The organism is Oceanobacillus sp. FSL W8-0428 (genome assembly GCF_038004405.1).
GTDB classification, from domain to species: domain Bacteria; phylum Bacillota; class Bacilli; order Bacillales; family Amphibacillaceae; genus Oceanobacillus; species Oceanobacillus sojae.
Map to the genome: position 1 here is coordinate 2,524,152 of NZ_JBBORB010000001.1, position 17,703 is coordinate 2,541,854.

Annotated in this window: 20 protein-coding genes; 14 read left to right on the forward strand and 6 right to left on the reverse strand. The window is 35.8% G+C overall.

Annotated features, from left to right (window positions below):
• Window positions 1-422 precede the first annotated feature (422 nt).
• Window positions 423-839 (reverse strand): ester cyclase, encoded by a 417-nt coding sequence (locus MKY30_RS11910; protein WP_147211128.1) that lies wholly within the window; start codon window positions 837-839, stop codon window positions 423-425.
• A 386-nt stretch (window positions 840-1,225) separates the two neighbouring features.
• Between MKY30_RS11910 and MKY30_RS11915 the strand changes: the two genes are divergently transcribed.
• Both MKY30_RS11915 and MKY30_RS11920 read left to right on the forward strand, forming a co-directional pair.
• A complete protein-coding gene (locus tag MKY30_RS11915; protein WP_341084012.1) occupies window positions 1,226-1,402 on the forward strand; it encodes a hypothetical protein in 177 nt (58 codons plus the stop codon).
• A gap of 38 nt (window positions 1,403-1,440) precedes the next feature.
• Window positions 1,441-1,791 carry a GNAT family N-acetyltransferase gene (locus tag MKY30_RS11920; protein WP_341084013.1) on the forward strand — a complete coding sequence of 117 codons (351 nt, stop codon included), beginning with the start codon at window positions 1,441-1,443 and terminating at the stop codon, window positions 1,789-1,791.
• A 218-nt stretch (window positions 1,792-2,009) separates the two neighbouring features.
• Here the strand turns inward: MKY30_RS11920 and MKY30_RS11925 are convergent, their stop codons facing one another.
• Window positions 2,010-2,471 carry a hypothetical protein gene (locus tag MKY30_RS11925; RefSeq protein WP_147211127.1) on the reverse strand — a complete coding sequence of 154 codons (462 nt, stop codon included), beginning with the start codon at window positions 2,469-2,471 and terminating at the stop codon, window positions 2,010-2,012.
• A 255-nt stretch (window positions 2,472-2,726) separates the two neighbouring features.
• Between MKY30_RS11925 and MKY30_RS11930 the strand changes: the two genes are divergently transcribed.
• On the forward strand, window positions 2,727-3,347 hold the full coding sequence (locus tag MKY30_RS11930; RefSeq protein WP_341084014.1) for a CGNR zinc finger domain-containing protein: 621 nt from the start codon (window positions 2,727-2,729) through the stop codon (window positions 3,345-3,347).
• Window positions 3,348-3,495: 148 nt separating this feature from the next.
• Here MKY30_RS11930 and MKY30_RS11935 read toward each other — a convergent pair whose 3' ends face one another.
• A complete protein-coding gene (locus MKY30_RS11935) occupies window positions 3,496-4,077 on the reverse strand; it encodes an NADPH-dependent FMN reductase (RefSeq protein WP_147211125.1) in 582 nt (193 codons plus the stop codon).
• Between the two features lie 191 nt (window positions 4,078-4,268).
• Between MKY30_RS11935 and MKY30_RS11940 the strand changes: the two genes are divergently transcribed.
• The 3 genes from MKY30_RS11940 (at window position 4,269) to MKY30_RS11950 (ending at window position 6,549) form a co-directional block, all read left to right on the forward strand.
• Window positions 4,269-4,658 (forward strand): winged helix-turn-helix transcriptional regulator, encoded by a 390-nt coding sequence (locus tag MKY30_RS11940; RefSeq protein WP_147211124.1) that lies wholly within the window; start codon window positions 4,269-4,271, stop codon window positions 4,656-4,658.
• A gap of 326 nt (window positions 4,659-4,984) precedes the next feature.
• Window positions 4,985-6,340: an allantoinase AllB gene (gene allB / locus MKY30_RS11945; protein WP_341084015.1), complete on the forward strand. Its 1,356-nt coding sequence runs from the start codon at window positions 4,985-4,987 to the stop codon at window positions 6,338-6,340.
• Between the two features lie 50 nt (window positions 6,341-6,390).
• Window positions 6,391-6,549, forward strand: a complete 159-nt coding sequence (locus MKY30_RS11950) for a hypothetical protein (RefSeq protein ID WP_156985633.1) — start codon at window positions 6,391-6,393, stop codon at window positions 6,547-6,549.
• 76 nt (window positions 6,550-6,625) lie between these two features.
• On the opposite strand, the gene MKY30_RS11955 is transcribed toward MKY30_RS11950, so the two are convergent.
• The gene (locus tag MKY30_RS11955) at window positions 6,626-7,507 is read right to left on the reverse strand and encodes a putative RNA methyltransferase (protein ID WP_147211122.1); all 882 of its coding nucleotides are present in this window, start codon (window positions 7,505-7,507) and stop codon (window positions 6,626-6,628) included.
• Window positions 7,508-8,077: 570 nt separating this feature from the next.
• On the opposite strand from MKY30_RS11955, the gene MKY30_RS11960 reads away from it, so the two are divergent.
• From MKY30_RS11960 to MKY30_RS11980, 5 genes are all read left to right on the forward strand, one after another.
• Window positions 8,078-8,947 carry an SDR family oxidoreductase gene (locus tag MKY30_RS11960; RefSeq protein WP_341084016.1) on the forward strand — a complete coding sequence of 290 codons (870 nt, stop codon included), beginning with the start codon at window positions 8,078-8,080 and terminating at the stop codon, window positions 8,945-8,947.
• An 86-nt stretch (window positions 8,948-9,033) separates the two neighbouring features.
• Window positions 9,034-9,459, forward strand: coding sequence for a DUF6157 family protein (locus tag MKY30_RS11965; RefSeq protein WP_341084017.1), 426 nt, complete (start codon window positions 9,034-9,036; stop codon window positions 9,457-9,459).
• Window positions 9,460-9,985: 526 nt separating this feature from the next.
• The gene (locus tag MKY30_RS11970; RefSeq protein WP_341085625.1) at window positions 9,986-10,747 is read left to right on the forward strand and encodes a class I SAM-dependent methyltransferase; all 762 of its coding nucleotides are present in this window, start codon (window positions 9,986-9,988) and stop codon (window positions 10,745-10,747) included.
• Window positions 10,748-10,868: 121 nt separating this feature from the next.
• Window positions 10,869-11,525, forward strand: a complete 657-nt coding sequence (locus tag MKY30_RS11975; RefSeq protein WP_341084018.1) for a DNA alkylation repair protein — start codon at window positions 10,869-10,871, stop codon at window positions 11,523-11,525.
• Window positions 11,526-11,579: 54 nt separating this feature from the next.
• Window positions 11,580-11,765, forward strand: a complete 186-nt coding sequence (locus tag MKY30_RS11980) for a hypothetical protein (protein WP_341084020.1) — start codon at window positions 11,580-11,582, stop codon at window positions 11,763-11,765.
• 156 nt (window positions 11,766-11,921) lie between these two features.
• Here MKY30_RS11980 and MKY30_RS11985 read toward each other — a convergent pair whose 3' ends face one another.
• A complete protein-coding gene (locus MKY30_RS11985) occupies window positions 11,922-12,323 on the reverse strand; it encodes a VOC family protein (protein WP_341084021.1) in 402 nt (133 codons plus the stop codon).
• Window positions 12,324-12,681: 358 nt separating this feature from the next.
• The gene (locus tag MKY30_RS11990) at window positions 12,682-13,776 is read right to left on the reverse strand and encodes a CdaR family transcriptional regulator (protein ID WP_341084022.1); all 1,095 of its coding nucleotides are present in this window, start codon (window positions 13,774-13,776) and stop codon (window positions 12,682-12,684) included.
• Window positions 13,777-13,922: 146 nt separating this feature from the next.
• Here MKY30_RS11990 and MKY30_RS11995 point away from each other — a divergent pair, with 146 nt between their 5' ends.
• The 3 genes from MKY30_RS11995 (at window position 13,923) to larA (ending at window position 17,591) form a co-directional block, all read left to right on the forward strand.
• Window positions 13,923-15,089: a glycerate kinase gene (locus MKY30_RS11995; protein WP_341084023.1), complete on the forward strand. Its 1,167-nt coding sequence runs from the start codon at window positions 13,923-13,925 to the stop codon at window positions 15,087-15,089.
• Window positions 15,079-16,203: a 2-keto-3-deoxygluconate permease gene (locus MKY30_RS12000; RefSeq protein ID WP_341084024.1), complete on the forward strand. Its 1,125-nt coding sequence runs from the start codon at window positions 15,079-15,081 to the stop codon at window positions 16,201-16,203. Before MKY30_RS11995 ends, MKY30_RS12000 begins: the two co-directional genes overlap by 11 nt.
• Before the next feature lie 113 nt (window positions 16,204-16,316).
• A complete protein-coding gene (larA, locus tag MKY30_RS12005) occupies window positions 16,317-17,591 on the forward strand; it encodes a nickel-dependent lactate racemase (protein WP_341084026.1) in 1,275 nt (424 codons plus the stop codon).
• The last annotated feature ends 112 nt before the right edge of the window (window positions 17,592-17,703 follow it).

Below are 17,703 nucleotides of genomic sequence, written 5' to 3' on the forward strand. Positions count from 1 at the left end.
CTGCATGATAATTATGTTTATTCAAAAAATATTTGGTTTTGTTTATTGTTGCCGTTTTGTTGACTAAATCAGTTTGAAGATAAGATAAATGAAGTAATGAGAATAAATTAAAGTACAGTATTAACGGTTTTGGTACATATGATACGGTCGAACGAGATGGAGGGTCTGGTGGGTGAATAACCCGTGGAGGTTTAAATCCTCTTGACCGCATCAATAGGTAAATTAAAAAATATCAAAGGTTTCAAACCTTTGATATTTTTTTGAACTCATTTTTCTATTTGAAATGGGTGCTTTTTTGTTAACTAATGCTTCCTTGTATTGAAACACATGTACCTTATAAGGAGGTTCTATTTGTTGTTTTTTTAAATGCAAATTAGCATTAGATTATTAAATTTTAAGTGAATGCAAAGGAAAAAATATCATTAAAATACTTCCAGCTGATTCATAAACTCTATAACATCGGAAGAAACCCAATAATCTTTGATTTTACCATTTTCAATCCGAAAGATGTCGGTCCCGTCAAAAGAAACAAGTGTTCCTTTCTCAGCTTTTGCTTCTACCATATTACCATTATAAGTACCTTTAAAATTCCAGCGGGCAGAGACATAATTCCTTTCTTCAATTGGCTGAATTACCAGCGACATTTGTACATTTTCAAAATAATATTTAGCAGATTCAACAACATCCATTAATGCTTTTACTCCTTTTGTACTGTTCGAATCTTTACCATCTGTTCTCGCTTGGTGAACTGTACAATTATCATCTGTAATATTATGAAGAATAGATATGTCTTTGTTCCAGGCATCCATCCAAGCTTGGTAGATTTCTTTTCCGTTCATATAAAAACTCCTCATTTTATAATAGAATTTTGATATCTACATTCAATTCTAATTATCCTTTAAGTGATGTGCAAGCTGCATAATGAATCCTTCTTTATTATGAATGTTTTCTTTAACTTTAAAAGAAGGAGGATTATTAAATTCCCAAAATATTATTGGATAGTCAGATATTTACAAAGTTATTTTTCCTCCTGATTATGCGGACTCCAACAGGAATCTCTATGCAGCTTTGAAATTAAATTACATAATGTTTGTAAAATTTGATACAACAATGCTGGCAGATTCGATCTTGAAATAATGCAACAAATGGGCTGTTTAATTGAAGTGATGTTTCAACCAGTTACTTTAATATTGCTTAAGATAAAAAGTTCAAAAGGAGTTTTTTAATGAATGTACTTAGGAATTTTCCCGATTTGAAAACAGATAGATTGATCTTGCGAAATATAGGTAAAGAGGATATTGAATTTATTTATCAGCTATTCAGTAACGAAAAAGTATGTGAATTTTTATATGATGAAGAATTATTTACGACCAAAAATGATGCGGCAGCATTCGTTGATTAGAATTCAGAGCCTGAAAGAAAAGATACAACCGGTGGGTATTGGTCACAAAAGATAACAAACATCAACGAATCGGCACGTGTGGTTATGACTGCTGGGATAGAACGAACAATATAGCTGAGATAGGGTATGACTTATGGTATGAATACTGGGGACAGGGCTATATGAAAGAGACATTAATAAGTGCAATTGAAAGTGGTTTTAATAATATGGCATTAAATCGAATTACCGCATATGTTGCTTTAGGAAATATCAATTCTACTAGATTATTAGAAAGGCTCGGATTTAAGAATGAAGGTATTTATAGAGACAAGCATTTATTTAGAGGAAAATATTATGATCATTACTCCTTTTCCTTGTTAAAAAGTGACTGGTACCAACTTCGAAACTGATTTATTTTAAACCATCAGCTGTCTGGTACTTTCACGGAATAACATAAGAGAATATAATCAAATTTTATTGTAAAACGACATCTTTACAATTTTCAAAGAAAAAGAGGTTCTTAAATGACTCCCTTTTCCTTTGGAAATATCCAGGTAAAATGAATCTATTAAATGGTGTGATTAGGAAATATCTGTTATAAATTAATGAATCATAATGATTAAAAAAGCTAACTCTTGATTACTTTTAACATTTGTCGAACAGCTCCAAGATGATATGCTGAATGGGCCAAAGAAGCCAATGCTTCTTTGGAAAGTGATTCATTCCATTCAATAGCATCGACCCTCTCCAAAAATGTTACGTATTCATGACGTAATCCTTCCTGAATTTGATTCCATCTTTTCTCATCAACTAAATTAATCTGCCAGCTTTCTCCCCAATTCATTTCTGGCTGCTTACCATCTTTTAAAATGATATTCGTTCCCCATAAATAAAAACGCGTATGATCAGCATGAGCAGCGATTGTTGAACCATTAACTGCAATGGAAGCTTCATTTGCGGATAACTGTTCCAGGGTCCCGAAGAATCCGCTGTTTGGCCGTGATTCAGTAAACATACTTCCTTCACCTGATGGTCCCTCGAATGTTTCCTTTACCATCGTCTTAATTGCATTTTTTAACACTTCAATCATCTTCATCCCTCCAATAAAATTTGTAATGCATACTCTGAATAGTTATTAGTATTAAACTCTTCATAAGATTATTAATTGCAGTCCGATTACAAAAGAATGCATTTTTATAAGCGTTTTCAGATGATTTTAGATTAAAATATGAAATTGATCTTGTTTGAATATAACCTTCTAAATAAATTTTGATAGTTATATTATAAAAGGATTGATTATAACTGTCAATACCATTTATAATGGTTATAAAAAGGGGTGCAGAAATTGTCTAAGATAAGCACAGATACAGGGAATTTTATCGGGGAACGTTTATGTTTAGATTTTGCCAATACTGTTAGCTGGCATAACAGCGATAACCCAAAGGAACGGTTAATAAATTATGGGAAATTAGTGGAGTGGAGTCGATATGCAGATATTTTAAGCAGTCCTCAACAAAAGAGATTACTTGAAAAGGCAAATCATCATCCAGATCAAGCTGCAAAGGTTTTAGAAGAAGCTATCGAATTAAGGGAAGCTATTTTTCGTTTATTTAGATCAATTGCTGCTGGTTTAGAAACCAATCCACTTGATCGTGCTATTTTAAATACATATTTGACAAAGGCGTATAGTTTGGCAGAAATCGTTCCAAAAGAAAGTAAGTATGCTTTAAGCTTTCAAAAAGGAGAACACGAGCTTGATTATATGCTTTGGCCAATTATGCAGTCAGCAATAGATCTTTTACTTTCGGAAAAATTGGACAGGATAAAGCAGTGTGAAGGAGAACCGTGCGGATGGTTGTTTTTTGATTCAAGCCGAAACAAAAGTCGCCGTTGGTGTTCGATGGCAGATTGCGGGAATCGGGAAAAAGCGCGAAGGCATTACAAGAAGAAAAGCAATCTTAAATAAGAAATTATATTTTATTCAAAAGATACATCATTATTGCAGTGAAGCAGCAGGGGACAATTAATAGCGGATATAGTAAACAAAGGAGCTATTATCATCAAATGTATAACCGTGTATTTGACGATAGCTCCTTTTATTTGTACATTAAGATTTACACTAAGGCTTTTTCTTTTCTAACAGATTTAAGTGCGTTTGACCAAGCAACAACATCATCAATCATTTCACCAAATCTTGGTTTATGAACCTCCATTGGTTTGAAAGTTGCCATGTTTTCAAAGTCATTAAATAAGCTGAATGCACCTTGTGGTTCTACCGTTGCAATTTTTAAGTTTGATAAAGTAGTGCGTAGTGCAAGGGAAGCTGCGATACCTAGAGTGGAGCCGTAGCTTACGATACCTGCTGCTTTATGATGCCATTCTGAACCTAAATAATCTAAATGATCTTTAAGACCTGACGGGAAATTTTTATTATATTCAGGCGTAACAAAAATAAAGCCATCAAACGAATCAATTTTTCTTGACCAGGTACTTTGCTCTTCTGTTGCATATTCTTTATTTGTCATAAGCGGCGGAATTGCTTCATTGAAGCGTCCAAGACCACTTTCTTTAATATCAACAATTTCGAATGTTGCATCCACATCTCTATTATCTGCAAAATCTTTGATCCATTCTGCAACCTGTAAATTAACACGTACGTCACGTGTGCTTCCTGTAATAATACCAATTCTAGTCATGTTGTAACCCTCCGTATAAATTTATATAAAATGAATCAAATAATAAGTTTGTATTAATTTGATTACTAGAGTTATAATAAACCTAAAGTTTCTTTTTGAGAAGAAGGCACTTTAAATAAACCTAGTTTCTTTTAGGAAACCAATTGATATAAAAGGATTTCACGCATATCTTTATAAAGGAGAATTTAAAAATGGCGAATCTAACTGCCGGTGAAAATTGTGGAGAGCTTCAAGTTGCATTAGATATTATTGTTGGTAAATGGAAACCGATTATTTTATTTCATCTTATGGAAAATGAAAAATTACGTTTTAGCGAGCTGCAGCGGGCTATTCCGGAAATCACTAAAAAAATGTTAACCTCACAATTAAGAGAGTTAGAATATAATGACATTGTTCATCGTGAAGTCTACCAACAAGTGCCCCCAAAAGTAGAATATTCGATGACGGAATATGGACACGGGTTAACACCATTGCTAGTATCTATGAGGAGCTGGGGGACGGAGCATCTCAAGCATTTAAAGGAATTGCGTGGGGAAGATAAAGATAATGAGGAGCAGGAAGGAAAAGCAGGCTCAAACTAATTGTAATATTAGGGGAAATGATTTTCTATTTAAAAACATGTATTTAGCTTTGTTATTTAATACGTGCTCATTTCAATGGTGGAAAATAAACGCTTTCTATATGAATATTCCTTCCTGCTCACAAGTTTTCACAATATAAATAGACTGATAAATACTGCTTCTGCTGTTAATTCAAGGATTAATAATCCCATAATATCAATGTCCAAAAAGTAAAAAAAGCCGTTGCCCTTAAGTCAGATATCATGAAAAGATTTCGAAGTATAACAACGATAACGATAACGGTAACAATTTCTCTTGATCTCGTTTTATAAAGAGGGGGAATCAAAATGTTAGATTTAATTATTCGGAATGGTGAAGTAGTATTAGCTGATGGTCCGAAAAAGATTGAAATTGGTATTAAAGACGGGAAAATTACTGTGATTGCCGAGGAAATTACTGAAGCATCTGCAGACATACTAGATGCTTCCGGACAGTATGTGCTGCCAGGTATGGTGGACACGCATGTTCATATTAGTGAGCCCGGGAGAACGGAATGGGAAGGGTTTGAAACCGGATCAAAGGCATTAGCTGCCGGGGGTACGACAAGCTATGTGGAAATGCCTTTAAATGCATTGCCAGCTACAACAAATAAAGCAGCACTTGATTTAAAGCTGGAAGCAGCTAAAACACAAAACTATGTTGATTATGCTTTCTATGGCGGGCTTGTATCAGGAAATATAGATGATCTGGAAGAATTGGATAAGGCTGGAGTTCTTGCATTTAAAGCATTTCTATCTAGTGTTGGCAGGGATATTCCGGGTGATTTTGAAAGCGTTGATGATTTCACCTTGTATAAAGGCATGAAAAAGCTGGCAGAATTAGATCAAATCCTTTGCCTTCATGCAGAAAATTCGGATATAACTTCGAAACTAGAGGCAGAATTCATCCGTGAAGGAAAGGTTTCTGCAATGGATTATCCGGATGCACGTCCAGTATTTACAGAGGTTGAGGCAGTACAGCGCGCATTATTATTTGCAAAAGAAACAGGATGCCGGCTTCATATCGTCCATATTAGTACCTCTGAAGCAGTACAGGAAATTTTAAAAGCTCGCGCAGAAGGTTTAGATGTAACCGTAGAATCATGTCCGCATTACTTTGCAATGTCTGCAGAGGATGTAGAAGAGATTGGCGCATATGCAAAATGTCAGCCGCCAATAAGAAAGAAAGCAGAGCATGACAAGTTATGGGAAGAATTATTAAATGGCAATATTGATTGGTTAACATCTGATCATTCACCGTGTACACAGAACTTAAAAACAGAGGCCAATAATTTTTTTGAAGCATGGGGCGGTATCAGCGGAGCGCAGAATAATGTTGACTTAATGTTCGATCTTGCAGTAAAGCAGCGCGGACTTCCTATTGAAAGATTTGTCGAACTCATCGCAACAACCCCTGCTAAGCGTTTCAATTTAACAAACAAAGGTGAAATTGCAATTGCAAAGGATGCGGATATCATTTTCTTGGATCCGGATGAGTCTTATACTGTAACAAGAGAAAATTTATACTATAAGAACAAGCACAGCGCCTATGAAGGAAGAAAAATCGGCTGCCGTGTAACCAAAACAATCTTACGGGGAAATGTTGTATTTGACCTTGAAAAGGGTATTATTGGTGAACCAAAAGGTGAACTATTGACAAAATAATAGCCATTTTAATTGTTGAGTATTACTTTCTCATAGAACAAAAGATTGATGTGGAAGAGCTGTATAAGAAGGATGGACAATTCTCTGAAACAAACAAGGCTGCAATTATTGCTCTGGTTTTAGCTGCAGGATTAGCATTTATTCAAGTAGATCTGGCCTGGATTATTGGGTTTGTAGCTGCTGTTATCTATGAGAAAAATAATAACTAAATTACTAATATCAAGATAAAGAGAACCCTATAAAACAAAACGGGCAGGTTTGTTTTATAGGGCTTTTAACTGTATATTATCGTTTTTTGCCAATTAATATTTCTAAATCAACGGTTATTTGAGTTGTATCTTCATCCAAGAAGGATTTAACCTGTTCCTTTGGCGCCTCCCACGATAAGGGAGTCATTTCAACCAGCGATTGAATGGATAGTTTATCAAGAAGAAGAGTATAACTTATCCTTGAATTATCCACCATTTGAAAATTTTCATTAAATCTTACAACAGTATCTGTATTAGAATAGGATTGTTTTTCAGGCTGATTGAAAATAATTTCTCTTAGTTCTTTTAAGTAGCTGGTTTGCGGAACAACTTTTATTAATAAACCATCCGCTTTTAGGACTCTGTTAAATTCATTATAATTTGATGGTGACAAGATGTTCAGAATAACATCGAATTGCTCATTCATAAAAGGTGTATTCGCAAGATCACCAACAGTCCAAATCTTATTGGCATAGCTTTTAGAAGCCTCCAGAATCCCTTCTTTAGAAATATCAATCCCTACTCCTGTTACTGTTTTTTGATATTTAGAACGAATACTCTCGCAAATGTTAAAGAGATGCGAACCCTCACCACATCCCGTATCAATTAACGAAAGACTTTCCCTTTCAATCGCAGCATGCTTATATATCATTTCAGCAATTGCTTGAATTAACGGTTCGAAAAAGCCGGCCTCTGTAATCAGTTTCCGCCGTGCCTGGAAAAGACTCCTGTTGTACATACTTTTCACCGGATGGGACATCAGGTTGATATATCCTTGTTTTGAAAAGTCAAAGGTATGATTATTTGAGCAGATTAAATTTTTCAGCTCGAAAACCCTCATCGATGAGTTACAGACAGGGCATTTAAAAATAGCTTCAGAATGGCTTGCATATTCTGCAGCCAATGTTCTTTTATTCATTTAGCCACCTCATTCTTTATTTAGACAGAAAAAAGACATAGACAAATAAACCCTTATCATACATGCAAAAAAAATATGAACTGGGTTTGGAAATAATCTACATCTAGTTATTAGCTATAAAGAAGAGGTTGAAAATACATAAAAAAACTCCTTTAAATTTAAATGAATTATAGAAATCTAATTCATGAATATATTAGCATAACTGGGCTTTTGATTCAAAAGGAAATAATCGTATAAATTTAAATTTTCTGTTATTATTGATAGATAAGCGTACCTTAAATTGTAAAATAATAAACAAGCTAGAATGAATTATTCTGTATTTGGAGGAGGTCGAAGTGAACTTGCGATTTTTATTTATCGTTTTGATATCATTTCCTTCGTTTTTGTATTAATAGGATGTCAACCAAAGAAGGAAATGCTGATGATTGAGACATACGATATAAATGCAATTTCTATTTCGGAATCAACTAGTTTTGGTAAATTTAATAATGATTTTTTTACAACTGAAGAAACCACACAGGAATTAAGAAAGGCTTTAAATCTCTAGGGTAAAAAAGAAGGAGGATACAGATGGAAGGAAAGACTATCTTAATAACAGGAGCTAATTCAGGTATTGGATTTGCAACAGCGCGCATTTTAGCTGAACAAGGCTGTCATATTATTTTAGTGTGCAGGAATGAGAAAAGAGGCGAAGAAGCACGTCAATATATAATGGATGCTACTGGCAACAGGGAAATGGACTTGCTGGTTGCTGATCTGTCCTCACAGCAGGATATCAGAAGGCTGGCAGAGCAGGTTAAGCAGCATTATTCAAAAATAGATGTTCTTATAAACAATGCGGGCGGTGTATTTGGTCAGTATCAAGTCAGTGAGGACGGTTTTGAGATGACCTTTGCCGTCAATTATCTGGCTCCGTTTTTATTAAGTCATCTGCTGCTTGATAAATTAAAGGCATCCGGGTCAGGAAGAATCATTAATATTGCGTCCGTCATGCAGGATAAAAAGTTTAATCCGGATGATGTAATAAACCAGACTTCTTCCAGCTATTCAGGAATGCAGGCGTATAAAACTGCAAAAACAGCCATTCTTATGATGACGTATTATATGGGGAAAAGATTGGCAGAGAGTGGTATAACTGTTAATGCACTGCATCCGGGATTTATATATACACCGCAGGCAACACGAATGTCGCCAAAATTATTTAGACCATTAATGAAGTTATTCTCAAAAGATCCTGATCAGGGCGCAACTTGTCCGGTTTATTTAGCTGTATCCAGTGAGATAGAGGGTGTTACTGGAGAATTTTTTAAAGATAATAAGACAGAGCAGACATCACCCATTTCGTATAATGAAGAGCTTCAAAAGACTTTATATACCAAAAGTATGCAGTGGACAGGCTTGAAGACAGATGATTTCACAGAATACGAATTGATACGATAAGAATTTATGCAAAGCTCCGTTTTGACGGAAGATTTACTAACTTAACTATATGATTAAGAAAATATCAATAGCAGGGAGGCAAGCAAATGGTAAAGAAGGATTTGAATTATTATCAGACGTTTATAACCGTAGCCCCGGATAGCACGGCAACAGCCGGACAGATTCCTGCAGCCCGTGGTAAGAAGCCGACGAAAGCGCAAATCGAATATGAACTATTATCCGCTAATCCTTATACCTATAGCCAGAGTGAGCTGCTCTTTGAGGTACATGTAAGGCATAAAGAGATTTCAAAAGAAAATCTAGCTGCGGAAGAAGAGGTTTTTTTTGCAAAATCCCAAGCTTGTTTACGAAGTTCTACCTTGCCGAAGAAGCTGGGCTGGGGAATTCATTTTAACAAAGAAGGAAAAATTGCGCTTTACGGTATCGGGACACCTGAGTATAAGCAGTTTTCTGAGAATGAGAGTGGAGAGTTAAAAGTATTCCCAGCCATGCGAAGCAGCAGGAAAAAATAATGGACGATCATAGAGAAAGATGAGGAAATATCCCACAAAATGTTTACTTATTAATCGTAAAAAAACAGCTATATCAAGGTTCCTTAGCTCTTGATATTTTTATGTATTTATTTATTATGATTTTTTGCATTGATAAAAAACATCGTTCCAGCTAAGAAAATAAATATAGAGATAAAAATTGCTATACTGGAATACTTATTATCAAATATTGTACTATCGATTAAATGAACTAACATTATCAATACAAGTGATGCATATAAACCATTCACATATTTCATTTATTTGAGACCTCCTTTGTCTTCATCAGTGGATGGAGAGGTTATAGGCGTGCTTTTCTTGTGAAAGAATATTTAAGTCGAGTTAATTTTATATTTCAAATTCTAACATAGCTGTTTTATATAACAAAAGTATGGGCCAGACTATTCAAAATATTGTTAAATACTGAATGGTAATAGTAATTTATGTTGCAGTGATCCAATGACGATTCAAAAGAATCTTTATAAAAGGAGCGGGAGATACTGTGGAAATGAAAGATCCTTCTTTTAACTATGATGAGCATGGACAAAAATATTCGGGTTATAGACAAACAGACCGAAGAATTGCAAAATATGTTTATGAAGCCCTTGGCTCAGCAAAAACGGTATTGAATGTAGGTGCAGGGGCAGGATCATATGAGCCTGAAGACAAGTATGTTATAGCGGTAGAACCATCGGGTGTAATGCGGTCTCAACGTCAAAAGGCACAAAAGGTTCCTGCTATCAATTCCACCGCAGATTCTTTGCCATTTGATGATAATTCCTTTGATGCCGCTATGGCAATGGTAACAGTTCATCATTGGCCAGATATACGTAAAGGATTGCAAGAGTTAATGCGAGTTACAAGAGAGAAAATCTTAATTATGACCTTTGACCCGAAAGCCCTGGATAATTTTTGGAATGCATATTATTTCCCAGAGCTGATTGAAGTAGAAAAAGAACGTTATCCCACGATGGATTTCATTACAGAAGCGCTTGGGGTAGAATGTACCATTCAATCTGTTCCAATTCCTTTTGACTGTGCAGATGGATTTCAAGAGGCATTTTACGGGAGGCCTGAAGCCTTTTTAGAAAAAGAAATCCGGCTGTCGCAGTCAGCATGGGGATTTTTACCTGAAGGAATGGAAGACAAGTTAGTAAAAAGACTCGAGCGTGATCTTAAATCAGGTGAATGGGATAAGAAATTTGGAGAGTTTAGAACAAAACCTGCTTTTACTTGTGCACTTCGACTAATAACAGCTGTGCTGCGATAAAAATAAAATATATGCTGATTTATAAGAAAAAATCCCCTGTAATCACTTTTTATATGAGAAGAAATGAGATTATAAGCCCTGTTTTTTATTTTAAATGTCAAATAAACAAAGGTGTAAATAAATGAACTATGAATACACGCAAATAATTCATGACTTATTATTGAAGTATGCAGACAGTAATGAGGCTGTAAAAATGAAAAGATATATGCGTAACCAATATGAGTTTTACGGTCTTAGAGCTCCGCAAAGAAAAGAATTAGTAAGGTCATTAATTAAAAAGCAAGGCACTCCGCAAGAAGAACATTTTCGAGAAATCATTCAGGAGCTCTGGGAATTCCCGGAAAGAGATTACCAAAGTATCGCCTTAGAATTGCTGGATCGAAAAATAAAACATTTCAAAGAGAAAGACATTGAACTATTGGAGTATCTCGTCATCAATAAATCCTGGTGGGATACAGTAGATTGGATTGCAACGAAACATGTTGGGCATTATTTTATGCAACATCCGCAGAATAAAAAAGCTGTCACTGGTAAATGGATAGATTCGGAAAATATATGGCTGCAAAGAACAGCAATTTTATTTCAATTAAAATATAAAAAACTGACAGATGAGGATCTTCTGTTTAGATATATCAATCAATGTCTGGGATCAGAGGAGTTTTTCATTAATAAGGCTATTGGATGGGCGCTGAGAGAATATTCCAAAACAAATCCACAGTCTGTACTTGAGTTTGTTGATAAAACACCATTGTCTAGGCCAGTAAAACAGAAGCTTTAAAAGGTATTAAGAAAAATAAAGGAAATGAAGTGAAAAAAAGTAGGGGGTATGAAGATGCTTAATATAATAAAGTCATATGTTTATTTGTTTCTAGGTGTTATTGCAGGAATTATGATTGTAAGTGTGCTTCGTAACGGGGAAATAAATTGGGGACTGATTGGGTCGATAACGGCTTTAGCTGTTTTAGGGTTCTTTGCTGTATTATTTATACGGAAAGGAATTGAAGGAGAGAAATCATGAAGCAATAGAAAAAAATTGAAGAAGACTTTGTTTTATGGATATGTAAAACTCTTCGCATAGACAGATGTTAAGTTTTTAGAAAATCAACAACACCATCGGATGGTTTCCCTTTGGTGTTGTTGATTTTCTTGCTTCATAATAGCTAGAAGTTTTGAGTTAATCGTATGATTTTGAGGGTTGATATAAATCTAGTTGATTCCCATACAAATCCTCAAACCCAACTCCTCTGCCTCCGGGAACAGATTTTGGTTCTCCGTGAAATTTCACTCCTCGTGCTTTCATTTCCCGGTAATCCTTGTCAATATCATCTGATTCAAACATTACCAGAATGTGATTTGCGGCTTGCTTGCCGATTAATGCAATGCTTTCTGGAGTGTCGGCTGTCACCAATTCCAATTTGGTTTCATTATTCTTAGAAGGAGCTACAGTAAGGTAGCTCCAACCTGGTAAAAACTCCACATCATCACAAATTACAAAGCCTAGTTTGTCTGTATAAAATGCTTTGGCTTCTTCCTGATCTTTCACAAAAATGCTGATCTGTGCTGCTTTTGTAAACATAAGATTCTCCTTTCGTATTATTTCATCTTGTAAATACGATAATAGCATCACTTCATAGCTGACGTTTCTTTTCCATTGCTGTTTTTTAGATGCTAACATGTCATAAGGCAATAGAAAGTTCAAAATGTTGATTATAAGTTGCTGATTAACAAACAGTGCAATGGAGTTTACATAAATTAGTCCTAACAAAATGATAAAATAACTGTTATCAGAAGAAATTCAACATTTATCATCAACATATATCGATTCGATGTTTAAACCATTTGTTGCAATAGTTTAGCACAACTAAGTAGAAGAACAGCCAGATACTGCATAAAAATTTTTTAGTAGTATTAAACTATCCTGACCTCATCTCCCGTTACTTATTTTGTTCATGAAGCCATAATGCAACCTGTAAAATGAGACTATCATTAAAAGTCCTTGGATTATATCCTGTTTCACTTACTATATTATTTATCCGGTAAAGCAGTGTATTTCGATGTAGAAATAGAGCGTCGGCAGTCTTTTGGATATTTAAATCATTTGCAAAAAATGCTTTTAATGTCTTTGCCTGCGTATCGTCTAAACGTTTTAAAATCCGCTTAGAAAATCTTTGTCTAAGCGTTTGGTCGAGCTGGTAAAGTAATGCTCTTACTTCTATTTGGCTGAATGAAATAATTTCAATTGCCGGTTCGCTTATTTTTAAGGCGAGCTCACAATCAAAGTAAGCCTGGTGAAATTGGTATAATTCATGGAAAGCTAAGCTGTAGGCTATTCTAAATTTGATCCGCTTTTTATGGAATAACTTTTGCAGCAACTTTACTTTTCGTAATGCCTCGGCTTCTTCAATTTCCGATGCAGCAATAAATAGCTGATTAAGATTTATAAAGCCAGCTATGACATAACGGTTACCAAATAAATCCTCTATTTTTTGAATGAACTCTTGTTTTTGGAAGGCAAGGTTATCTAATTGAATAACAAATGCCATGAATGGAGGTTCTAATTTCATTTTTAGCATATCAAGTCCTTGCTGGATTGTTTTGTAAGATGAGCTCCTTTTTAACAGCTGGTCAATAATCATCTCTTTTGTACGTTGCTTCCATTCAAGCTGCGACGTAATAAATTCCTGATCAATCATCAGCTCCGTAGTCATCTTTACCAGCTCTCCAATATCTTCCATATCATCTGGATCTCCGGTAACCCCGATGACTCCAATGATATTGTCATGAAAGACGATTGGGAGATTAATTCCTGGCTCCGATCCTTTCCATGCATCCCCCTGATCAGGATAAATAGTGAGTGTTTCTCCGCTTTTTAATACTTCTACGGCCCCCTCATGAACTGTGTGCAATCTTGATTTATCCCGAGTGGCAATAATCTCTCCTCTAATGTCCATAATATTAACATTTCTATTTAAGCGCAAAGAAGTTTCTCTGACAATTGCATTGGCAATTTCCTTTGTTAACATATCCATATTTTATTCTCCTTAAGCTATATCATACAAAAGTGAGTAGAATATTTCCTTTATTTTTGTATGATATAGCCATATACAAATTAAGTCAAGATTCGTATAATTTAAATTACATATTAATGAAAACGCTTACTGAAGGATGTGATTTAATGAAAATTATCGTCGCTCCAGACTCATTTAAAGGAAGCTTAAGTGCAGTCGAAGCAGCTAATTCCATAAATAAGGGAATCAAAAATGCTTTTCCAGAAGCAGAAACAGTGTTGATTCCTGTTGCTGATGGTGGAGAAGGAACTTTAGAAACACTTGTGGCTGCTACACAGGGGGAGATAAGGAAAGTGGTTGTCATTGACCCATTAGGGAATAAAGTTGAGGCAGAATATGGTGTTTTAGGAGATAAGAAAACATGTGTCATTGAAATGGCAGCAGCTTCAGGGCTTACCCTGATTTCTAATGAAGAGCTCTCACCCTTGGAAACAACAACTTATGGGACTGGCCAGTTAATTAAGCAGGCTCTTGATGATGGTTTTACTTCTTTTGTAGTTGGATTAGGCGGTTCCGCTACGAATGATGGAGGAGCTGGTATGCTGCAAGCATTAGGATTAAAAATTTCAGATGCAGATGGGAATGAAATTGGATATGGAGGTGGGGCTTTAGACAAAATTGATTCGATAGACACAAGTTCGTTTGATTCAAGGGTTAAAAGTTGTCAATTTTTAATTGCCTCTGATGTGGAAAATCCACTAATTGGTCCGAACGGAGCCTCTCATATTTTTGGACCTCAGAAAGGCGCAACACCAGATATAATAGAGCAGCTTGATAAAAATCTTGCACATTGGGCCGATCAAGTTGCTCAAGTCACAGGATTCAAACTGCACGATATGCCGGGTGCAGGAGCTGCGGGCGGTATTGGAGGAGCTTTTCAGGCTTTCTTTCCTTGTGAATTAGAAAGAGGAATTGATGTTGTCCTGGATTATAGTAACATAAATCAATCTTTAGCAGGAACAGATCTAGTCATTACCGGTGAAGGGAGAGTAGATGGGCAGACTGCTTCAGGAAAAACCCCGCTGGGTGTGGCACAAAGAGCAAAAACGCAAGGAATTCCAACAGTTATTTTAGCGGGATCAGTAAGTGAGGATGCAGGAGTGCTTCACAATTTTGGTGTTGTAAGCATCCATAGTATTATCAATAAACCAATGACTTTAGAAGAATCTGTCAGAAATGCATCTGTACTATTGGAATTAAGTGCCGAACAAGTTGTACGGTCTTACTTCCATTCTGCTAATTATATAAAAGGGGGAGCGATTTATGAGAATTAAGGATACGATTGAAAAAGTACCAGGAGGATTAATGGTAGTCCCGCTTCTGCTCGGAGCTTCTTTAAACACAATTGACCAAATGCATATTCCGGCAGTGATGAGAGTTCTAGAATTTCTTGGTGCACCGCAAACGGAAGAAGGTTACTATGAGTTTTTAAGAATTGGCGGATTTTCACAAGAATTATTTAAAGATAGTGCACTCGTACTGATTGCTTTATTCTTGTTCTGCGTTGGAAGCCAAATGAACCTGAAGGTTGGCGGGAAAGCATTGAAGAAGGGGGTATTACTTACCGGTTCTAAATATGGAGCAGGGGTAGCTGTAGGAATGGCATTTGGAATCTTCTTTGATCCTATTACAGGATTATTTGGACTATCGACACTGGCATTAATTGCTGGAATGACAAATAGTAACAGTGGGATGTATGCTGCCTTAACTGGAAAATTCGGGAATAGATCGGATGTTGGAGGTCTTTCTATTCTAGCTATCAATGACGGGCCGTTTCTGACATTAGTTGCACTAGGCGTATTAGGTACAGCCTTTCCGATGATTTCATTTATTGCTGTTTTACTACCAATTGGAATCGGAATGCTTTTAGGAAATTTGGATCCAAAAATCAGAGAATTTCTTAAACCGGGTGAGGCTGTTACCATCCCATTTTTCGCATTTGCTCTGGGTGCAGGTATGGATTTAGCAAACTTCTTCAACCCTGCTGTACTTACAGGAGGATTAACTCTAGCAGTTCTTACATTTGTTTGTTCAGCTGGTACAGGTATCCTTGTATTTAAATTATTTAAAGAAAAAAGTTATATTGCACCAATTTCAGAGGCTTCTACAGCTGGAAATGCTGCTGCAACACCTGCAGCTGTGGCAGCAGCAGCGTCTGTAGCCGTTGGAGCTGGAGCGATGACACAAGCAGAGTTTGAAGCAATCCAGAGTATCGTACCAATTGCAACTGCACAGATTTCTATATCAACAATTACGACTTCGCTACTTTGTCCTTTAGGTGTTATTATGATGGATAAGTATCAAAGGAGAAAAGGAATCGATGGTACAAGGGAAGATTTGGGGTTAATAAGGAATAAAAATGAAACAAAACATGCAGTGAACGACTGAAATTCTGTTTAACAAATAATTTTATGCACGTTTGTTAATTTTTTACTTACAGTTTCCTTTTAAATTTCAAGAATCTACAGGATTCAAGCTATTAAATGAAATGAGGTTTTTATATGAAAACAGATCTATTATATGGGAAGAATGGAATTTCATTAGATTTACCTGAAGATGCTTTGCTTATTGAACCAACAAATTTGCCAAAATTAGAAAATGATAAAGAAGCTATCAGACAGGCTCTGCGAAATCCTATTGGAAGTGAACCCTTGAAAGAGTCAGTAAAGTCAACAGATACAGTATCTATTGTTATTAGTGATATAACAAGACCAACACCGAATCATATCCTTGTCCCATTATTAATTGAAGAATTAAATCATGTCCCACTTGAAAACTTTGTTATTATTAACGGGACTGGAACGCATCGTGATCAGACAAAAGAGGAATTTGTGCAAATGTTAGGAAGCTGGGTTGTAGATAATATACGGATTATAAATAACCAATGTCATGATAAAAATACACTTGTTAACCTTGGCAAAAGTAAATTTGGCTGTGATGTCTATCTGAATAAAGACTACGTGGAGTCTGACTTTAGAATTGTTACCGGCTTTATTGAACCACACTTTTTTGCGGGGTTTTCCGGCGGACCAAAAGGAATTATGCCAGGAATAGCGGGAATTGAAACGATTATGACATTCCACAATGCAAGAATGATAGGAGACCCTCTCTCTACATGGGGGAACATGGAGAATAACCCTGTTCAAGACATGACCCGGGAAATTAATGCGATGTGTAAGCCTGACTTTATGCTAAATGTTACATTAAACCGGGAAAAAGAAATTACTAATGTATTTGCGGGTGAACTGTATCAAGCACACGATGAAGGCTGCGCTTATGCAAAAGACCATGCTATGTTCCGATGTGATAAGCGGTTTGATGTTGTTATTGCATCAAATTCCGGCTATCCGTTGGATCAGAACTTGTATCAAGCTGTAAAAGGGATGAGCGCTGCACATAAAATTGTAAAAGAAGGCGGAGCGATTATTGTGGCATCAGAGTGTTCTGATGGTCTGCCTGATCATGGAAACTATGCAAAAATTTTTGATATGGCTGAGAGTCCGCAAGATTTGCTGGACATGATTAATAATCCAGAATTTAAAATGTTTGATCAGTGGCAGGTGCAGAAGCAGGCGGTGATTCAGGTTTGGGCAGATGTCTATGTTTATTCAACGTTATCCGATGAACAAATAACTAATACAATGCTAAAGCCAACTCATGATATTGAACAGACATTAGAAGAATTAAAGGAAAAGCATGGAGATTCTATGACAGTTGCTGTTCTTCCACTCGGCCCGTTGACGATTCCTTATGTTGAAGAGAAAGTAAATTCCTAAGCTGAGAATTGTATATTGACAATAGAATTGAATCTGTTTGACAACTGAACGAAACAAAAGGTAAGATTTTTAGTATAAGTATCTATATTTAGATTTGTGAAAATTTTGTAAA

Coding starts and splice junctions, on each gene's coding strand:
- MKY30_RS12000 (WP_341084024.1), top strand. CDS start 15,079: ATGAGAATTAAGGATACGATTGAAAAAGTACCAGGAGGATTAATGGTA.
- MKY30_RS11940 (WP_147211124.1), top strand. CDS start 4,269: ATGGCGAATCTAACTGCCGGTGAAAATTGTGGAGAGCTTCAAGTTGCA.
- MKY30_RS11965 (WP_341084017.1), top strand. CDS start 9,034: ATGGTAAAGAAGGATTTGAATTATTATCAGACGTTTATAACCGTAGCC.
- MKY30_RS11960 (WP_341084016.1), top strand. CDS start 8,078: ATGGAAGGAAAGACTATCTTAATAACAGGAGCTAATTCAGGTATTGGA.
- MKY30_RS11955 (WP_147211122.1), bottom strand. CDS start 7,507: ATGAATAAAAGAACATTGGCTGCAGAATATGCAAGCCATTCTGAAGCT.
- MKY30_RS11970 (WP_341085625.1), top strand. CDS start 9,986: ATGAAAGATCCTTCTTTTAACTATGATGAGCATGGACAAAAATATTCG.
- MKY30_RS11990 (WP_341084022.1), bottom strand. CDS start 13,776: ATGGATATGTTAACAAAGGAAATTGCCAATGCAATTGTCAGAGAAACT.
- MKY30_RS11935 (WP_147211125.1), bottom strand. CDS start 4,077: ATGACTAGAATTGGTATTATTACAGGAAGCACACGTGACGTACGTGTT.
- MKY30_RS11980 (WP_341084020.1), top strand. CDS start 11,580: ATGCTTAATATAATAAAGTCATATGTTTATTTGTTTCTAGGTGTTATT.
- MKY30_RS11925 (WP_147211127.1), bottom strand. CDS start 2,471: ATGATTGAAGTGTTAAAAAATGCAATTAAGACGATGGTAAAGGAAACA.
- MKY30_RS11985 (WP_341084021.1), bottom strand. CDS start 12,323: ATGTTTACAAAAGCAGCACAGATCAGCATTTTTGTGAAAGATCAGGAA.
- MKY30_RS11915 (WP_341084012.1), top strand. CDS start 1,226: ATGAATGTACTTAGGAATTTTCCCGATTTGAAAACAGATAGATTGATC.
- MKY30_RS11910 (WP_147211128.1), bottom strand. CDS start 839: ATGAACGGAAAAGAAATCTACCAAGCTTGGATGGATGCCTGGAACAAA.
- allB (WP_341084015.1), top strand. CDS start 4,985: ATGTTAGATTTAATTATTCGGAATGGTGAAGTAGTATTAGCTGATGGT.
- larA (WP_341084026.1), top strand. CDS start 16,317: ATGAAAACAGATCTATTATATGGGAAGAATGGAATTTCATTAGATTTA.
- MKY30_RS11995 (WP_341084023.1), top strand. CDS start 13,923: ATGAAAATTATCGTCGCTCCAGACTCATTTAAAGGAAGCTTAAGTGCA.
- MKY30_RS11975 (WP_341084018.1), top strand. CDS start 10,869: ATGAACTATGAATACACGCAAATAATTCATGACTTATTATTGAAGTAT.